Annotated in this window: 16 protein-coding genes; 10 read left to right on the forward strand and 6 right to left on the reverse strand. The window is 71.3% G+C overall.

Annotation, left to right across the window (positions count from 1 at the left end; translation table 11 throughout):
- The first annotated feature begins 10 nt into the window (after positions 1-10).
- The 7 genes from C8E87_RS31425 to C8E87_RS31455 all read left to right on the forward strand — a co-directional run bounded on the left by C8E87_RS31425 (position 11) and on the right by C8E87_RS31455 (position 7,271).
- Complete coding sequence (locus tag C8E87_RS31425; protein ID WP_133876430.1) at positions 11-1,192, forward strand: efflux RND transporter periplasmic adaptor subunit; 1,182 nt, start codon at positions 11-13, stop codon at positions 1,190-1,192.
- Positions 1,189-1,911, forward strand: a complete 723-nt coding sequence (locus C8E87_RS31430) for an ABC transporter ATP-binding protein (RefSeq protein WP_133876431.1) — start codon at positions 1,189-1,191, stop codon at positions 1,909-1,911. Before C8E87_RS31425 ends, C8E87_RS31430 begins: the two co-directional genes overlap by 4 nt.
- A complete protein-coding gene (locus C8E87_RS31435) occupies positions 1,908-3,107 on the forward strand; it encodes an ABC transporter permease (protein WP_133876432.1) in 1,200 nt (399 codons plus the stop codon). Before C8E87_RS31430 ends, C8E87_RS31435 begins: the two co-directional genes overlap by 4 nt.
- Before the next feature lie 11 nt (positions 3,108-3,118).
- Positions 3,119-3,709: a hypothetical protein gene (locus C8E87_RS31440; protein WP_133876433.1), complete on the forward strand. Its 591-nt coding sequence runs from the start codon at positions 3,119-3,121 to the stop codon at positions 3,707-3,709.
- Between the two features lie 13 nt (positions 3,710-3,722).
- A complete protein-coding gene (locus tag C8E87_RS31445; RefSeq protein WP_133876434.1) occupies positions 3,723-3,902 on the forward strand; it encodes a hypothetical protein in 180 nt (59 codons plus the stop codon).
- Between the two features lie 116 nt (positions 3,903-4,018).
- The gene (locus C8E87_RS31450) at positions 4,019-6,871 is read left to right on the forward strand and encodes a helix-turn-helix transcriptional regulator (RefSeq protein ID WP_133876435.1); all 2,853 of its coding nucleotides are present in this window, start codon (positions 4,019-4,021) and stop codon (positions 6,869-6,871) included.
- Between the two features lie 142 nt (positions 6,872-7,013).
- Positions 7,014-7,271: a hypothetical protein gene (locus C8E87_RS31455; protein WP_133876436.1), complete on the forward strand. Its 258-nt coding sequence runs from the start codon at positions 7,014-7,016 to the stop codon at positions 7,269-7,271.
- Positions 7,272-7,357: 86 nt separating this feature from the next.
- Here C8E87_RS31455 and C8E87_RS31460 read toward each other — a convergent pair whose 3' ends face one another.
- The gene (locus tag C8E87_RS31460; RefSeq protein ID WP_133876437.1) at positions 7,358-8,356 is read right to left on the reverse strand and encodes a TerC family protein; all 999 of its coding nucleotides are present in this window, start codon (positions 8,354-8,356) and stop codon (positions 7,358-7,360) included.
- A 569-nt stretch (positions 8,357-8,925) separates the two neighbouring features.
- On the opposite strand from C8E87_RS31460, the gene C8E87_RS31465 reads away from it, so the two are divergent.
- From C8E87_RS31465 to C8E87_RS31475, 3 genes are read left to right on the forward strand one after another with little or no spacing between them, the layout of a single operon-like run.
- A complete protein-coding gene (locus tag C8E87_RS31465; RefSeq protein ID WP_133876438.1) occupies positions 8,926-9,576 on the forward strand; it encodes a GOLPH3/VPS74 family protein in 651 nt (216 codons plus the stop codon).
- A gap of 50 nt (positions 9,577-9,626) precedes the next feature.
- Positions 9,627-11,141: an APC family permease gene (locus C8E87_RS31470; protein ID WP_239080532.1), complete on the forward strand. Its 1,515-nt coding sequence runs from the start codon at positions 9,627-9,629 to the stop codon at positions 11,139-11,141.
- Complete coding sequence (locus C8E87_RS31475) at positions 11,138-11,737, forward strand: GNAT family N-acetyltransferase (RefSeq protein WP_133876439.1); 600 nt, start codon at positions 11,138-11,140, stop codon at positions 11,735-11,737. The genes C8E87_RS31470 and C8E87_RS31475 overlap by 4 nt, the downstream gene beginning before the upstream one ends.
- Positions 11,738-11,782: 45 nt before the next feature.
- Here C8E87_RS31475 and C8E87_RS31480 read toward each other — a convergent pair whose 3' ends face one another.
- The 5 genes from C8E87_RS31480 to C8E87_RS31500 all read right to left on the reverse strand — a co-directional run bounded on the left by C8E87_RS31480 (position 11,783) and on the right by C8E87_RS31500 (position 15,691).
- Positions 11,783-13,519, reverse strand: a complete 1,737-nt coding sequence (locus tag C8E87_RS31480; protein ID WP_133876440.1) for a serine/threonine-protein kinase — start codon at positions 13,517-13,519, stop codon at positions 11,783-11,785.
- Positions 13,520-13,689: 170 nt separating this feature from the next.
- Complete coding sequence (locus C8E87_RS31485) at positions 13,690-14,079, reverse strand: VOC family protein (protein ID WP_133876441.1); 390 nt, start codon at positions 14,077-14,079, stop codon at positions 13,690-13,692.
- Positions 14,079-14,384, reverse strand: a complete 306-nt coding sequence (locus C8E87_RS31490; protein ID WP_133876442.1) for an ArsR/SmtB family transcription factor — start codon at positions 14,382-14,384, stop codon at positions 14,079-14,081. The genes C8E87_RS31485 and C8E87_RS31490 overlap by 1 nt, the downstream gene beginning before the upstream one ends.
- A gap of 45 nt (positions 14,385-14,429) precedes the next feature.
- A complete protein-coding gene (locus C8E87_RS31495; RefSeq protein WP_133876443.1) occupies positions 14,430-15,245 on the reverse strand; it encodes an NAD-dependent epimerase/dehydratase family protein in 816 nt (271 codons plus the stop codon).
- Positions 15,242-15,691 carry a MarR family winged helix-turn-helix transcriptional regulator gene (locus C8E87_RS31500; protein WP_133876444.1) on the reverse strand — a complete coding sequence of 150 codons (450 nt, stop codon included), beginning with the start codon at positions 15,689-15,691 and terminating at the stop codon, positions 15,242-15,244. Before C8E87_RS31500 ends, C8E87_RS31495 begins: the two co-directional genes overlap by 4 nt.
- Positions 15,692-15,887: the final 196 nt, after the last annotated feature.

Below are 15,887 nucleotides of genomic sequence, written 5' to 3' on the forward strand. Positions count from 1 at the left end.
AGTGTCCGGCATGCCAGTCCGCCTCGACCTGCGACGCCCCGTGGCAGCGGTCAACACCTTCCTCGTCGTCGCCTCCGCCGCCGGGGGGTTCTGGGCCTACCAGAGCCTCGCCGGCACGGACGCCACCCCGGCCGCGAACGCCTCGACCCGTACGATCGCCGTCCGGCAGGGCACCGTCACCAAGACCGTGACCGCGGACGGGACGGTCGAGAGCGCGAGCACGGCGACCGCCAGTTTCGTCACCGGCGGCACGGTCACCGCGATCAACGTCCGGGTCGGGCAGAAGATCGCCAAGGGGCAGGTGCTGGCCAAGGTCGACCCGGACGACGCGCAGCGCTCGCTGGACGCGGCCCGGGCCGACCTGGACGCCGCGGAGGACTCGCTCGACCGGGCCGAGGACGCCGGCTCCGACACGTCCACCGCCGGGAACGCGGTCCAGCAGGCGGAGCTGGCCGTCGACGAAGCCGAGGCGGCGGTCGACGGCACGGTCCTCCGGGCGCCGATGGCGGGCACCGTCACCGCGATCAACGGCACCCTCGGCAGTTCCTCCTCCGGCACAGGCTCCAGCAGCCAGGGCAGCTCCCAGCCCGGCGACTCGACGGCGGGCGACAACAGCACCAGCGGCAGCGGGTTCATCGAGCTTCAAGACCTGACGAAGATGCAGGTCACCGCGGCCTTCGCCGAGGCCGACGCGACGAAGCTGAAGGAGAAGCAGACCGCGACGGTCACCTGGAACGCGCTCAACGCCGCCACGGCCACGGCCCGGGTCAGCGCCGTCGATCCCTCGGCGACGACGTCGGACAACGTGGTGACGTACGGGGTCACCCTCTCGCTCGACAAGGTGCCCAGCGGGGCCAAGGCGGGGCAGACGGTGAGCGTCGCGGTCACCACCGGCCGCGTCGAAAACGCGGTGCTGGTCAACCCGGCCGCCATCACCACGGCCGGCAACCGGCACACGGTCACGGTCGTCGCCGGCGGCGCTCAGGAGGTGCGCCAGGTCGAGATCGGGCTCGAGGGCGACAGCGCCACCCAGATCACGTCCGGGGTCGTGGCGGGCGAGCAGGTGGTGCTGACGACCACGTCGACCACGACCGGCGGCAACCAGGGCGGGTTCCCCGGCGGCGGCCTCGGCGGCGCGCCGGCCGGCGGCGGGCCGGGCGGTGGCAACTTCGGCGGCGGAGGCGGCCGATGAACCGGCCCGTTCTCGACGTCCGTGACCTGAAGAAGATCTACGGCGAGGGGGAGGCGACCGTCCACGCGCTGCGCGGGGTGTCGCTGACCGTCGAACGCGGCGACTACGTGGCGATCATGGGCTCGTCCGGCTCCGGCAAGTCGACCCTGATGAACATCCTGGGCGCGCTTGACGTGCCCACCTCGGGCACGTACCTGCTCGACGGCGTCGACGTCAGCCGGCTGGCCGATCGGCAGCTCGCCCTGGCCCGTAACCGGCTCATCGGGTTCATCTTCCAAGCCTTCAACCTCATTCCCCGTACGTCGGCAGTGGCCAACGTGGAGCTCCCGCTGGCCTATGCCGGGGTGCGGGCCCGGGAGCGCCGCCGCCGGGCGATGGCCGCGCTCGACATGGTCGGCCTGGCCGACCGGGCGCGGCACGAGCCCAACCAGCTCTCCGGGGGCCAGCAGCAGCGCGTCGCGGTGGCCCGCGCACTCGTCACCGAGCCCGCTCTGCTGCTGGCCGACGAGCCGACCGGCAACCTGGACACCCGTTCGACCGAGGACGTGCTCGCTGTCTTCGACCAGCTCAACGCGTCCGGCCGCACGATCGTGCTGATCACCCATGAGCCCGAGGTCGGCGACCGCGCCAAACGCCTGATCCGGCTGGTCGACGGCCGGGTCGTGCACGACGTCCGGCAGGCCCCGGTGGCCGCCCTCGCGGGAAGGCACGCCCGGTGAGTTTCTTCGAAGTGGTCAGGTTCGCTCTGCGCGGTCTGTCGGCCAACAAGCTGCGGTCCGCGCTGACCATGCTCGGTATCCTGATCGGCGTCGCGGCGGTGATCCTCCTGGTTGCGGTGGGCAACGGCTCGGCGCGGGCGGTCAGCGACCGGATCGAGGCCCTCGGCACCAACACCATCACCGTGCTGAGCGCCGGCCGCGGCGGCCAGACCAGCACGGCGCTCACCAAGGAGATGGCGACCGCCCTGGCCGACCCGGTGCTCGCGCCGGACGTGAAGTCGGTGTCGCCGGTGGTCAGCGCGTCGGCCACGGTCACCTATGAGGGTGCCGAGCACGCCGTCGGCTCGTTCGTCGGCACCACGCCGGGCTGGTTCACCGCCTCCAACACGCCGGTCGGCCGCGGTGCCGCCTTCACCGCGGACGACGAGGCCCAGGGCCGGCGGGTGGTGGTGATCGGGCCGACCGTGGCCGAGGAGTTGTTCCCCGGCCTCGACCCGATCGACCAGCAGGTCACCGTGGGCGGCGCGCTGTTCACCGTGATCGGCGTGCTCGACGAGAAGAGCTCGACCGGCTTCCAGGACGCCAACGACACCGCGATCGCGCCGCTGACCGCCGTGCGTCAGGTGCTCACCGGCTACGGCGCGCTGACCTCGATCCTGGTCGAGGCGGCCGGCTCGGACCGGGTCGACGCGGCGCAGTCCCAGGTGGCGGCGATCCTGAACCAGAAGATGGACGTCGGGGCCGGCTCGGCCACCACGCCGTACCGACTGCAGAACGCCTCCCAGCTCCTCCAGACGCAGACCGAGACTGCCGACACCTTCACCACCCTGCTGGGGGCGGTGGCCGCGATCAGCCTGCTCGTCGGCGGCATCGGCATCACCAACATCATGCTGGTCACCGTGACCGAGCGGACGCGCGAGATCGGCATCCGCAAGGCGCTGGGCGCACCCCGCCGGACGGTCCTGACCCAGTTCCTGATCGAGGCCACGCTGCTCAGCGCGCTCGGCGGCGCCCTCGGGGTGGCGGCCGCGCTGATCGGCAGCAGCTTCGAGATCGCCGGGGTCGAACCGGTGATCGTGCCCAGCTCGGTCGGGCTCGCCCTGGGCGTGTCGATCGCGATCGGACTGTTCTTCGGCGGGTTGCCCGCCGCCCGCGCCGCCCGCCTGCGTCCCATCGACGCACTGCGCTACGAGTGAGGACGCCTGCCGTGACTTCTTCGAACGACGACACCGCCGTGATCGAGATCGTGCCGGCCGGACCGCGCGACGACGACCTCGCCGCCGAGCTGGCCAGGGCGGCCCCGCGGCGCTGGTGGAACCGGGGCACCGTCGTGCTGGGCGCGATCGTGCTCGTGGTGGGTGGCTTCGCCGGCGGCCTGCAGGCGCAGAAGCAGTGGGGCACCGCCGCGACACCGGCCGCCGGGCGGGCCTTCGGCGGGCAGAATCCGGGCGGCTCCGCGGCAGCAGGCGGGATGCCGGACTTCGGCGGTGGTCAGGCGCGGGGCGGTCAGGCACAGGGCGGTCAGGCCCAGGGCGGGACGGCACAGGGCGGGACAGCTCCGGGCGGGACGGCCGCCGCGGCCGCCACGGGCAAGGTCAAGCTGGTCAACGGCACGACGATCTACGTGGAGACGGCGGACGGCCAGGTGGTGACCGTGAAGACGGACAGCCGGACGAGCGTGTCGACGGCCACGAAGGGCAAGGTCTCCGACGTCAAGGCCGGCCAGTCGGTGACGATTCAGGGCAGCGCCGGCTCGGACGGCACGGTCACAGCGACCTCGGTGACCGCCGCCGGATGACAGAATGCGGGCCATGGACCAAGAGACTCGTGAGCGCGATGAAGCCGGGTTCAACCGGCGTGCCTTCTTCGGCCGGGCGCTGCTGCTGGCGGGCGGTGCGGCCACCGTGCTGACCCTGTCCGGCTGCCCCGGCGGCAACGGTGACGGCGACGACGACGATGACGATGGCGGTGACGACGGGGACGACGACTGAGGCCGCGCTATCGCGGTGATAGGTGACGACTGATATGACGTCGTCATATGTGAATCCATTGATGAATCACCCCGCCACTTCTTAGTCTGAGTCGGGCTCGGACCTGGGAGGGCGGCGTGCAGTCCGACGTGAGTGCCCTGCGTGGCCGAGGCGAGCTCCTCGCGACGATCGAGGGCCGCCTCGGTGTGGGCGGCGGGGTCGCCGTTCACGGCCCGGCCGGCATCGGCAAGACGGCGCTGCTCGACGCTGCCACCTCGGCCGCGCGCGCCCGGGGTGAGCTGGTGGTCGGCTTGCGGCCCGTGCGTTCCGAGCGCCTGATCCCGTACGCGGGCATCGCCGACCTGATCCCGCAGCTGCCGCGACCGGCCCACGAGGCCCTGCCACCGGCCCAGCGTCGTGTCCTGGCCGCTCTGCGGCAGGGGGTCACCCCGCGCGCCGGCGCACCCGCCCTGGCCCTGCGTCTCGTGCTGCCGCTGCTGCTGGTCCACAGTGCCCGCGAGCGCCCGGTCCTGCTGGTGCTGGACGACTGCCAGTGGCTCGACGCCGCGTCGGCCGAGCTGATCGCGTTCGCCGTGCGCCGCCGGCCCGGTCCGCGGGTGCGGGTGATAGCCGCCGAGCGCCGGCCCTACGCGGGTTCCGCGTCACCGATTCTTCCCCGCGCCGCCGGCGTGTCCACCGGCCGCCGGGTCTACGCGGACGGCCGATCGCCGAGCCGTCCGCTCGCCGCCGGCGCGTCCGCAGGCCGCCGGGCTGTGCGGCTCTGCCCGGCGCCCGCGCTCGAGCTGGCCGTCCCGCCGCTGCGGGCCGACGACCTGACCGAGTTGCTGGAGGCGCGCGGCCTGCCCTGCCGCACGGCCAGCCGGCTGCACGAGACCAGCGGCGGCAACCCGTTCCTGGCCCTCACGCTCGGCGCCGCCCAGCCGCCGGGCGAGGCTTGGCGACCTGCGCCGCTGCCCGAGGCCGCCCGGGAACTGTTGCGTGACCAGCTGGCCGCCCTGCCCGCCGACGTCGCGCACACCCTGCTGGTGGCCGCGCTGGCCACCGACCCCACGGTCACGCTGCTGCGCCGCGCGGGCCGCGAGGACGCCGTACGGGATCTGCGGGTCGCCGCCGCGGCCGGTGTCGTCGCGGTCGCGGGCGACCAGGTCCGGTTCACGCCGCCCCTGCTCGCCACCGTTGTCGCCGAGGACGCGCCGGCCGGGGACCGCACCGAGGCCCACACCGCGCTCGCCGCCGGGGCCGCCGACCCCGTGCAGTCCCTGCGCCACCGGGCCCTGCGCAGCTCGGTGCCCGACGCCGCGGTCGCCCGTTCGCTGGCCGCCGCGGCCGGGCGTGCTTCCGGGCGTCTGGCCGCCGAGCTCTATCTGCTGGCCGCCGACCGCTGTCCCCACACGCACGCCGACCGGCGGCTGGACTGGCTGGTCGCCGCGGCCCGCGACGGGCTCGCCGGAGGAGCCGCCGCCCTGGCCGGACGGGCCGCCGAGGCCGTGCTGGCCGTGACCGACGCGCCCGCCGCTCATCGGGTCCAGGCCCGCCTGGTGCTGATCGACCTCGCCGGGCAGGGTCTGGCGGGCATGGGGGAAATGTTCGCCGCCGCCCTGGCCGAGGCGGGCGACGACCCGGCCCTGATCGCGCCGGTGCGGTTGCGCCGCACCTGGGCCGCCCTGCTGACCGGCGACCCCGACCGCGCGGCCGACGAGGCGGCCCGCACGGCCCTGGCCGCCCGCGGGGCCGGGGACCCGACCACCGAGGCGATGGCGCTCAGCGTGCTGGCCCAGATCGAGCGGCTGCGCGGCGAGCCCGGCTGGGCCGACACCCTGACCCAGGCGCTGGTCCTGCCGGCCACCCCGGCCCCGGACTGGCTGCACTACGGCCCGCGGTACGTGGCGGCCCGGTTCGCCCTGATGGACGACCGGCTGGAGGAGGCCCGCGCCGCGCTGCTCGGCCTGCTGGCCGTGGCCGAGCAGGACCGTATCGGCGAGGCGCGGGTCGAGGTCTTGCGCAGCCTGTCCGAGGTGGCCACCCGGGCCGGGCGCTGCCGCGAGGCGCTCAGCTATGCGCACCGGGCTGTCCGCGCCGCTCAGCGGGCCGGCCTGAGCCCCGGCCCGACCTGGTACACGGCGGCGATCGCCGAGCTGGCCGGGGGCAGCCTGGCCGCGGCGGCCGGGTTCGCACGCCGCGGGGTGCGCGCCTCCGAACAGGAGGGTGACACCCTCTATCTGCGCCGCAACCTGCACGCGCTGGGCCAGGCCGAGCTGCGGGCGGGGGAGACCCGGGCCGGGGTCGCGGCGCTGCGGCGGCTGCGCGATCTGGAGGCCGGTTTCGCCGGGGCCGACCCGATGATCGCGCGGTGGCACGGCGACCTGGCCGGCGGGCTGGCCGCGCTGGGGGAGCACACCGAGGCGGTGGCCACGCTGGTCGCCGCGCGGGCCGCAGCCGAGCGCCTGGGCGAGAACCCCGGCCTGGCCGGCTGTCTGGACAGGGCGGCGGCGGTGGTGCTCTCGGAGAGTGGGCAGGCCGATTCGGCAGTGCTGCTGTCGGCCTCGGCGGCCGAGCACTTCGAGCAGTTGCAGCAGCCGATCGAGCAGGCCCACGCGCTGCTCGTGCAGGGCAGCGCCGAGCGTCGCCGCCGCCGGTACGCGGCGGCCCGGCTCGCGATCGGCGCCGCGCTGGCGATCTTTCTGGCCGCCGAGGCCAAGCCGTGGGCCGAGCAGACCGAGCGTGCGCTGGCCGGCGCCTCCGCCGCGGGCACCCCGTTCGATCTGGGGCTGACCTCGACCGAGCTGCGCATCGCCGTGCTGGTGCGCGACGGCGCGAGCAACCGGGAGATCGCCGGGCGGCTCTATCTGAGCGTGAAGACAGTGGAGGCGACGCTGACCCGCGTCTATCGCAAGCTCGGGGTGCGGTCGCGGACGCAACTCTCGTCCCGGCTCCCCGCGGTGGTGTCCGAGGTCACCACGAGTGTCTGACCTGCGGCCTCCGACCGTGGCCGCGGTCACTTCCGTCGCGAAGGTTTTACCTGCGTGATCCGGGTATGAAAGGCCGTTCGCGGATCGTTGTAAAAGAAGGCGACGAGGCCTTTCGCCATCACTATCCGTTAAGGAGACGGCCATGCAGTTCACGACCACGCTTCGCGACGCGCGCACGGCGCTGGCGAACCGCCGCACCATGCGTGTCGCTCACCGCCGCCTCGCCGAGGAGCTGGCGTCGTTCCGTTCCACCGCCGAGCGGGCCGAGCTCGACGAGCTCCTCAGCCGGCACAGCGCCGAGGAGACCGAGCAGATCCGCGCGATCCTCCACCGCCAGGACGTGGTGCGCCGCCAGCGCAGCGAGCGCCAGACCGCCGGCCTGGGCGGATACCTGGGCTGAACCTGGCCCCGACGAGCGCCCGGCCCCGGAGATTCTCCGGGGCCGGTTTTTTGTTTGCCCGCTTTTCGCTGTCAGCCTCCCGCCGGTCAGCGGCGGCGGTCCTTGTCGTGGGCGCGGAGGCTGCCGGCGTGGGCCTTGAGCTCCGGGTCCTTGCGCGACTTGAGCAGGCTGGCCACGGTGGTGAGCGCCAGGACCCCGACGATGACGACAAGCGAGAGCGTGGTCGGGATCTCGGGCGCCGACTTGGTGATGTCCTCGTGCAGCCAGTGCAGGATCAGCTTGACGCCGATGAAGGCCAGGATGACCGACAGGCCCGCCGAGAGGTAGACCAGGCGGTCGAGCAGACCCTTGACGAGGAAGAACAGCGCACGCAGGCCGAGCAGGGCGAACGCGTTGGCCACGAACACGATGAACGCCTCGTTGGTCACGCCGAACACCGCGGGGATCGAGTCGAGCGCGAACAGCAGGTCGGAGCTGCCGATCGCGATCAGCACGATGAACATCGGTGTGACCACCCGGCGCCCGTCCACCTTGGTGATCATCTTGCCGCCGATGTAGTCGTCGGTGACCGGCAGGAACCGCTTGCTGGCCTTGACGAGCGCGTTGTCCTCGATGTCGGGGTCCTCGTCGCGATGCCGGAACAGCTGCACCGCGGTGAAGATCAGCAACAGGCCGAACAGCAGGAACATGAAGGAGAACGCGTTCAGCAGCGTCGCGCCCAGGGCGATGAAGATGACCCGCAGGACCAGCGCGATGATGATGCCGAAGGTCAGGACCTCCTGCTGGTACTTCTCCGGCACCGCGAACGTGGTCATGATGATCACGAAGACGAACAGGTTGTCGACCGACAGGCTCTTCTCGACGATGTAGCCCGCGAAGTACTGCGCGCCGAAGTCCCAGCCGGCCACCTGTCCGAACACGATGCCGAACACGACGGCGACCGCGATGTAGAAGACGGACCAGGCAGCGGCCTCACGGAAACCGACAGCGTGGGGCCGGAACACACCGAGTGTCAGGTCGAGGGCGAGCAGGGCGACGATGACCCCGATGGTCAGCGTCCAGCCGAGCGCGGTGACCTCAAGCATGGTGAAGGAACCTCCGGGCGACTAGCGGGCAACCTGGTGATCGTCCTTGGCTGACCTGGGAAGTTGCTGAGCGGAGCCCTTCCTGCCTGGAGTCTAGACCGCGCGGCGGGTCATGCCGGTGACATAGCCGGTTCCGCCGGGACAGGTTCGGCCGCCGGGGCGTTCAGGCCGGCCTCGGTAACTACAGAGAGTGCTGATGCATTCTTACCAGCACTATCCGTCATGGTTACTCGGGCGGCCGCCGGCCTCGCTCCGGGGGTACGCCAAATGCATCGACAGGCGTACATCAAAAGGTTAAATCGGTATTTCCCTACAGTCGTTCGGTGCCGAAAGATACCTGGTCAACGTCTTGCTGCAGGATGCATTCTCGTAAAAACCACATCGGACGGAAATTAAGTCCCAAGAGGACGTTGCGCCGAGTTGACCTCGCTGGCATGCTACGCGATGTCGTTCTGGGGGACGCACACCGTAACGTTGGCTATTAGCTGTAAGCATCACTTTCGGTAATCACGGGGCGAGGTTAGCGCGCGTCACCCCGCGTGAATACCGGAGTGGAGAGGAGAAGTGCCGTGACGGCATCGGCACAACTACCCCTCGCCGACGATCTCTTCCTCACCGCACACGACACGGTCAAGGGCAAGTGCTTGCTCTCCCCGGCGACGCTCGGCCTCGGTATGGCCGCGGCCCTCATCGGAGAGCTCGTGCTCTGGCGCCGTCTCGACGTGGTGGACGGAAAACTCCAGATCATCGACGACCGTCCCACCGGCGACCCCGCCGCGAACGCCGTTCTCGACCAGCTCCTGCGCGAGGGCCACCACCGGCTCGTCCGGGACTGGATCTCGTTCCTCGCCACCGGCGTCGCGACCGACCTGGTCGAGCGCCGCCTGGCCCGCGCCGCTCTCGTTCAGCGGCAGGAGAAGAGGGGCCTGTTCGGCAGCAAGGTGTCCTTCGTGCCCACCGACTCGATGATCGCCGGGTGGCCCGCCACCCGGATCCGCACGTTCGTCGGGCGGGGCGAGCTGCTCGACATCCCCGACCTGGTCCTCACCGGACTGATCCTGGCCACCGGTCTCGACCAGCACGTCTTCCTCACCCTCGACACCCGCGACCGCGAGGCGTTGTTCGACCAGCTCAAGCGCCGGCTTCCCGCCATGCTGCTCGAGCTGATCGGCCAGGCCGAGGCCGCGGTGGGCGACGCCGTGATGGCCCGGCGCGCCTGACTTCCCGACCCCTTCTCGCAGCCCCTTCTCAACCCCCTCCTGGAGACCGCGTGTCCGCCACCACCACCAAACCCCCGCAGAGCCAGCTCTCCACAGCATTGGCTCGAGACCGCCTCGGCGTCGCCGCGGTGGTCTTCTTCGTCATGTCGGCCGCCGCGCCGCTCACCGTCGTCGCCGGCGTCGTCCCGACCGGCATCGCCGTCACCGGCCTGACGAGCATTTCCATCGCCTTCGTGGCGGTCGCCGTCGTTCTCGCGATCTTCGCGGTCGGCTACGTCGCCATGGCCCGGCACATCGCCAACGCCGGCGCGTTCTACGCCTACATCTCGCAGGGCATCGGCCGCCCGTTCGGGGTCGGCGCGTCGTGGGTGGCGCTGCTCGCCTACAACATGTTCCAGATCGCCGCGTACGGCGGTTTCGGCGCCATCGCGTCCCCGCTGTTCGACAAGTGGTTCGGCCTCGACGTCTCGTGGTGGGTGCTGGCCCTGTGCGTCTGGGCGCTGACCGCCGTGCTCGGCGTGCGTGACGTCGCCGTCAACGGCAAGGTCCTGGCCACGCTGCTGGTCGCCGAGATCATCGTGGTGTTCGTGTTCAGCTTCGCCGACATCTTCTCGCCGAACTTCGAGGCCTCGTCGGCCCCGGTTGACGTGACCAGCCTGGTCGGCGCGGGCTCGGGCGCCCTGCTCGCCATGGCCATCACCGGATTCGTCGGCTTCGAGCAGTCCGTGGTGTTCAGCGAGGAGTCGCGCGACCCGCGCCGCACCGTGCCGCGCGCCACCTACATCTCCATCTCGCTGATCGCCGTCCTCTACGGCTTCGCCGCCTGGACGATGATCTCGGGCGCCGGTGACGACGTCGTCGGCCGCGCCGGCGCCGAGGGTCCCGACCTGTTCTTCAACGTCGCCGCCGACCAGCTGGGCGGCGGCGCCGTCGACCTCGGTTACGCGCTGTTCCTGACGTCGCTGATCGCCGCGATGATCTCGTTCCACAACATCATCTCGCGGTACATGTTCTCGCTCGGCCGCGAGGGTGTGCTGCCGCGCGCCTTCGGCCGTACGGTGCCCGGCACCGGCGCCCCCAAGAACGGCTCGCTGATCCAGAGCGCGCTCGGCCTGACCGTGATCGTGGTCTACGCCGTGGCCGGCTGGGACCCGCTGGTCAACCTGTTCTTCTGGGGCGGCAGCGGCGGCGGCATCGGCGTCCTGCTGCTGGTCACGCTGACCTCGCTCGCGGTCATCGGCTTCTTCGCCAAGCGCCCCGAGGGCGAGGACTTCTGGCACCGCCTCGGCGCGCCCGTCCTCGGCTCGATCCTGCTGCTGATCATGTCGTACCTGGCCCTCAGCAACATCGCCACCCTGTTCGGCGTCGAGCCCGGCAGCAAGCCGACCTGGGTCGTTCCGCTGGCGTTCGTCGTGCTGATGGTGGCCGGCATCGTGTGGGCGCTGATCCTGCGCGGCAGCCGCCCCCAGGTGTACGAGGGCATCGGCCTCGGCGCGCGCAGCGCCACCACGGCGGGTGGCTTCTCGGCCGCCCTCGCCTCCACCGACACGAAGGACCACCAGTGACGTTCCCCGACATCCGCCCGGCCCGCGACGAGGAGATCCCGGCTGTCGGTCATCTGATCAGCCACTCCTTCTTCGACCTCGACGCGAACAACTACCTCGTGCCGTCTCTCGACGACCGGCTCAAGGTGATGGCCGACTTCTTCACGCTGCTGACCGAGCACGCCCAGAAGTACGGCCGGGTCGACGTCATCGACCTTCCCGACGGCGGCGGCCTGGCCGCGACCGCGGTGTGGTTCGACTACACCAAGGAATCGCCGGAGCCCGAGGCGTACGAGGAGCGGCTGAAGGCCCTGGCCGGCGAGTACATCGAGCGGTTCGTCGCGCTGGACCTGCTGTTCGAGAAGCACCACCCGCACGACCCGCACTGGCACCTCGCGTTCCTGGCGGTGCACCCCGACCACCAGGAGCACGGCCTCGGCAGCAAGCTGATGACCCGTACGCACGAGGAGCTCGAAAAGACCGGCACGCCGGCGTATCTCGAGGCCACGAACCACAACAACGTGCGCCTCTACCGCCGCTCCGGGTACGTCGACATGGAGCCGTTCGAGATGCTGTTGCCCGACGGCACGCCGTTCTATCGGATGTGGCGCGCCTGACGGTGGTGTGACGGGGCGCGGCCACCGTCCGGCCGCGCCCCCCGCTCACCACGTGAACTCCGGCCCCCGCGCGGTGCCGCCCGGAATCAGCGGGCGTTGCGTGTACTCCCACGTCAGCACCAGCACCAGCCGGTGCCCGTGCGGCGGGCGCAGGTCGACCGGCCCGCACGCGTGCTTGAGCGCGAAGTCGGTGAACATCAAGGCCTTGCACTCGTGCGGCCCGGCCAGCACCTCGTTGCTCCTGGCGTCCCGCAACGTCAGCGCGATGTCGGCCTGCACACCGGGCATCGCCTCCATCTGACCCACCACCCGTACGCCGTCCTGGCCCAGCGCGTGGCAGGGGCGCGCCAGCACGGGGTGACCGAGGTCCCACTCGTACTGGTCGCCGCAGACCCAGGGGCCGAACGTGGCCTCGGCCCGCGAGTCACCGGGCCGCCGCTGGTTGTCGGCCCCCGCGCCGACGTCACCGCCTGGACCGGCTCGGCCCGAGGACGCCGCCGTGGGGGCCGCTGCCGACGGCAACCCACCGCCCGTGAGCGCCGGGAGGCCGGGAGCCGCTGTCGTCGTTCCGGGCAATCCGGCAGCCGCGCCCGATGGAAGGCCGCTCCGGCGGGGTGCACCGCTGGGCCCCAGCCCGCTCTCGCCGCCCAGGGGCTCCTGCGACGTCTGCGGCGCGGCGGCCGCCGGGGCACCGCCCTGCCGCAGCAGCTGCCACGCGTTGAAGCCGCTCACGCCGGACATGATCAGCACGCCCGCCATCAACGCGACCACCGCCCATGGCCGCCGCCACATCCACGAGCGAGGGCCGTTGCGGGGACGCTTGCGCGAGGACACGGGACGGATCGACGGGTGGGCCACCCCACGGATGCCCAGGTGGGGAGTGGCCGTGGCCGAGGGCTCGTGCTCCTCCTCGGGGGCGGCCATCGCGGGCACACCGGCGGTCGCGCGGGTCAGCTCCCGCAGGGCGACGCCCAGCTCGGCGGCGGTCGGGCGGCGGCTCGGGTCCTTGTCCAGGCACCAGGTGATCAGCTCCCACACCGGCTGCGACATGCCGCCGGGGCGGGACGGGGTCTCGTCGAGGTGCCCGCGCAGCACCGCGAGAGGCTCTCCCGCGTACGGGGGAAGGCCTGTCACCAGCTCGAAGAGAACGATGCCGGCGGAGTAGACATCGGACGCCGGCACGGCCTCGCCCTGGATCGCCTCGGGGGCCATGTAGTGCGGCGTGCCCACGATGGCCTGCGGAGTGGTCAGCCCGGCGTTGTCGAGCACCCGGGCGATGCCGAAGTCGGTGAGGCGCACCTCGAAGCGGCCCGCGTTCTCCTGCAGCAGGATGTTGTCGGGCTTGACGTCGCGGTGCACCACCCCCAGCTCGTGCGCCTGGGCGAGGGCCGCGGCGACCTGAGCCATCAGATCGGCCGCGGCGGACGGAGCCAGCGTGCCCTCGGCGCGCAGATGGTTGCGCAGGCTGCCGCCGGCCACATAGTCCATGACCAGCGCGAGCGACCCGCCGACGCTGAACAGGTCGCGCACCCCGACGATGTTCTCGTGGCGCATCATCATCAGGATCGTGCGCTCCTGCACGAACCGGATGACCAGCTTCGGTTGCCGCAGCAGGCCCTCGTGCAGCAGTTTGACCGCCACGTCGGCGCCCGACGACCGATCGATGCCGCGCCAGACCGTGCCCGTGGCGCCGTGACCGACCGGGCAGACCAGGACGTACGAATTGCCGACGCACCGACCGCTGAGATCGGCGGTGGCCGCCTCGTTCAGGTTGCCGGTCATGGAGGGGAATGACTGCACGTGACGTCGAATCCTTCCGATCGGGGTCGGGCCGACGACGATCGTCCGGATCAGTCCCGATAAGGGCAACCTTTCGACGCCCGATCGTTCACACACGGTCAGTCGGCCGTCGAGCCCGTCACCGCACGGGGAGCGACTCGTTTCCCCTCCGACTACTCCTTCATCTGCACGATCTGGATGAGGTTGCCGCAGGTGTCGTCGAGGACCGCGGCGTAGATCGTGCCCAGGTCGGCCGGCTCCTGGGTGAACCGGACGCCGAGGCCCCGCAGCCGCTCGTGCTCGGCGTGCACGTCCTTGACGGTGAACTGCGTGAACGGCACCCCGTCGGCGACGAGGGCGGCCTTCCACGGCTTTGCGGCCGGGTGGCCCTCGGGCTCGAGCAGCAGCTCGCAGCCCTCCGGGTCCTCGGGGGAGACGACGGTCAGCCAGCGGGCCTCGCCGAGCGGGATGTCGTGCTTCTTCACGAAGCCGAGGACGTCGACGTAGAAGCGCTCGGCCTTGGCCTGGTCGTCGACGATGACGCTGGTGATGGTGATCCGCATCAGCTCTCCTGGGTGTCGTCCCGGCGGCGCCACCGTTCGGTGAGGCGCCGCAGGGGAGTGGTGTCGAGGTAGTGGAACTTGTAACGCCCGTCCCTGCGGGTGGTGACCAGTCCGGCGGCGCTCAGCACGTCGAGATGCTGAGAGATCGCCTGACGGGACGACTGGACCTGATATTTCATGGCAAGGCGGGCGCAGATCTCGAACAGGGTCTGGCCGTCGCGCTCGGTGAGCTCATCCAGAATCTTGCGCCGGGTCGGGTCGGCCAGCGCCTTGAACACGCTCTCCTCGGCCGCGGACTCGCTCACGGAGGAATAATAGGCAAGTGTGTACTTGCCTATCAAGAGGCCGGGTCAGAGCGCGCCGCTGCGGGCGGCCTCGTAGATGGTGCTGATCGTCGGTGTGAAGCCGAGGCCGCGGGCGAGGCTGACATCCATCTGCCCCCTCCACGGCTGGCTGAGCGGCGCGGCCGAGTCGCCGTAGGAGTAGCCGACGATCTGGGACATCTCGTGGATGCTCAGGGATGACTCGTCGGCGATGTTGACCGTGCGGTGGTCGAACGCGCCGCCGAGGGCCAGGGTGAACGCGGTGGCGATGTCGGCGTGGTGGACGACGCTCAGCCTCTGTGCCGGGTGCCACCCCATGCCGGCCGCGAGCTCGGGCAACGACTCGAGGTGCCCGTCCCGGTCGCCGTAGATGAACGGGAGCCGAAGGATGCCCCAGGTGAGCCCGCTGGCGCGGAGCAGCTGCTCGGCTTCGACCTTGCTGGCGGGGTAGGCGAGCGCCGGCGCGACGGGGTCGTCCTCGCGGCCGGGGTGCGGGTTGTCGGCGTCGTAGACGTGGGCGGTGCTGGCCAGCAGGAACCGGGCCTCCGGCGCGTGCTGCTCGACGGCGGCGATCAGGTTGCGGGTGCCGTCACGGTTGACGGCCCAGATCTGGTCGTCGTCGCGGGTGCGGAAGACGGCGGCCAGGTGGATGACCGCGGAGACGCCTTTCACGGCTGCCGGCAGGGTGTGGGGATCGAGGATGTCACCCTCGGCGCGTTCCACGCCTTCGGGCACGTCCTTTCCGGGACGGACGAGGGCACGGCACTCGACGCCCGCCGCGGTGAGGCGGCTGAGCAGGCGGGGGCCGACCAGGCCGGTCGCGCCGGTCACGAGAATCGTCATGATCCGTTCTCTTTCCTGTAGTCGATGAGTCGTCTGGTCGCGCCGCTGAGGACGCGGTTCATGGTTTCGATGTCCGCGGGGTCGACCCCGCCGAAGGCGACCTCCGCGATCAGCGCCATCGGATCGGGGAGCGAGTGCCACAGGGTCACGCCGGCCGGGGTGATGTGCAGCAGCTTCTGACGCTGGTCAGCCGGGTCGGCCGTCTGTTCGATCAGGCCTTTGCGCACGAGCGCCGCGATCACTGCGCTGAGGGTCGCCCGTTCGACCTCGAGTTCGCGCGTGAGGTCCCGCTGGCCGACAGGGCGGCCGCCGCTCAGCCGGTACAGCACGTACCACTGCGTGTTCCCGAGATCGAAGGGGCGGAGCACGGACTCCATCAGGGCCCGGCTGGCGAGGACGTATTTCTTCGCCCAGGCGCCCGGAGGGTCGAGCTCGTGCGGTCTCATTTCGTTAGGCACCTGACAAGACTGTCAGGTGCCTAACGAAAAGGCAAGTCGTCGGAGAGGCCGGACATTGACGTACGCGGCGGCAAGTTATTACATCGAAGGCAGCAGACCCAGGTCGCCGATCGGCTGCAACGAGTTTCCACCGCGCCGTAACGAGCACGGCATCCGGTGCGCGCCAGCGTGCCCCAACCTCGCG

Origin of the sequence: Paractinoplanes brasiliensis (assembly GCF_004362215.1) — a bacterium.
GTDB classification, from domain to species: Bacteria; Actinomycetota; Actinomycetes; order Mycobacteriales; family Micromonosporaceae; genus Actinoplanes; species Actinoplanes brasiliensis.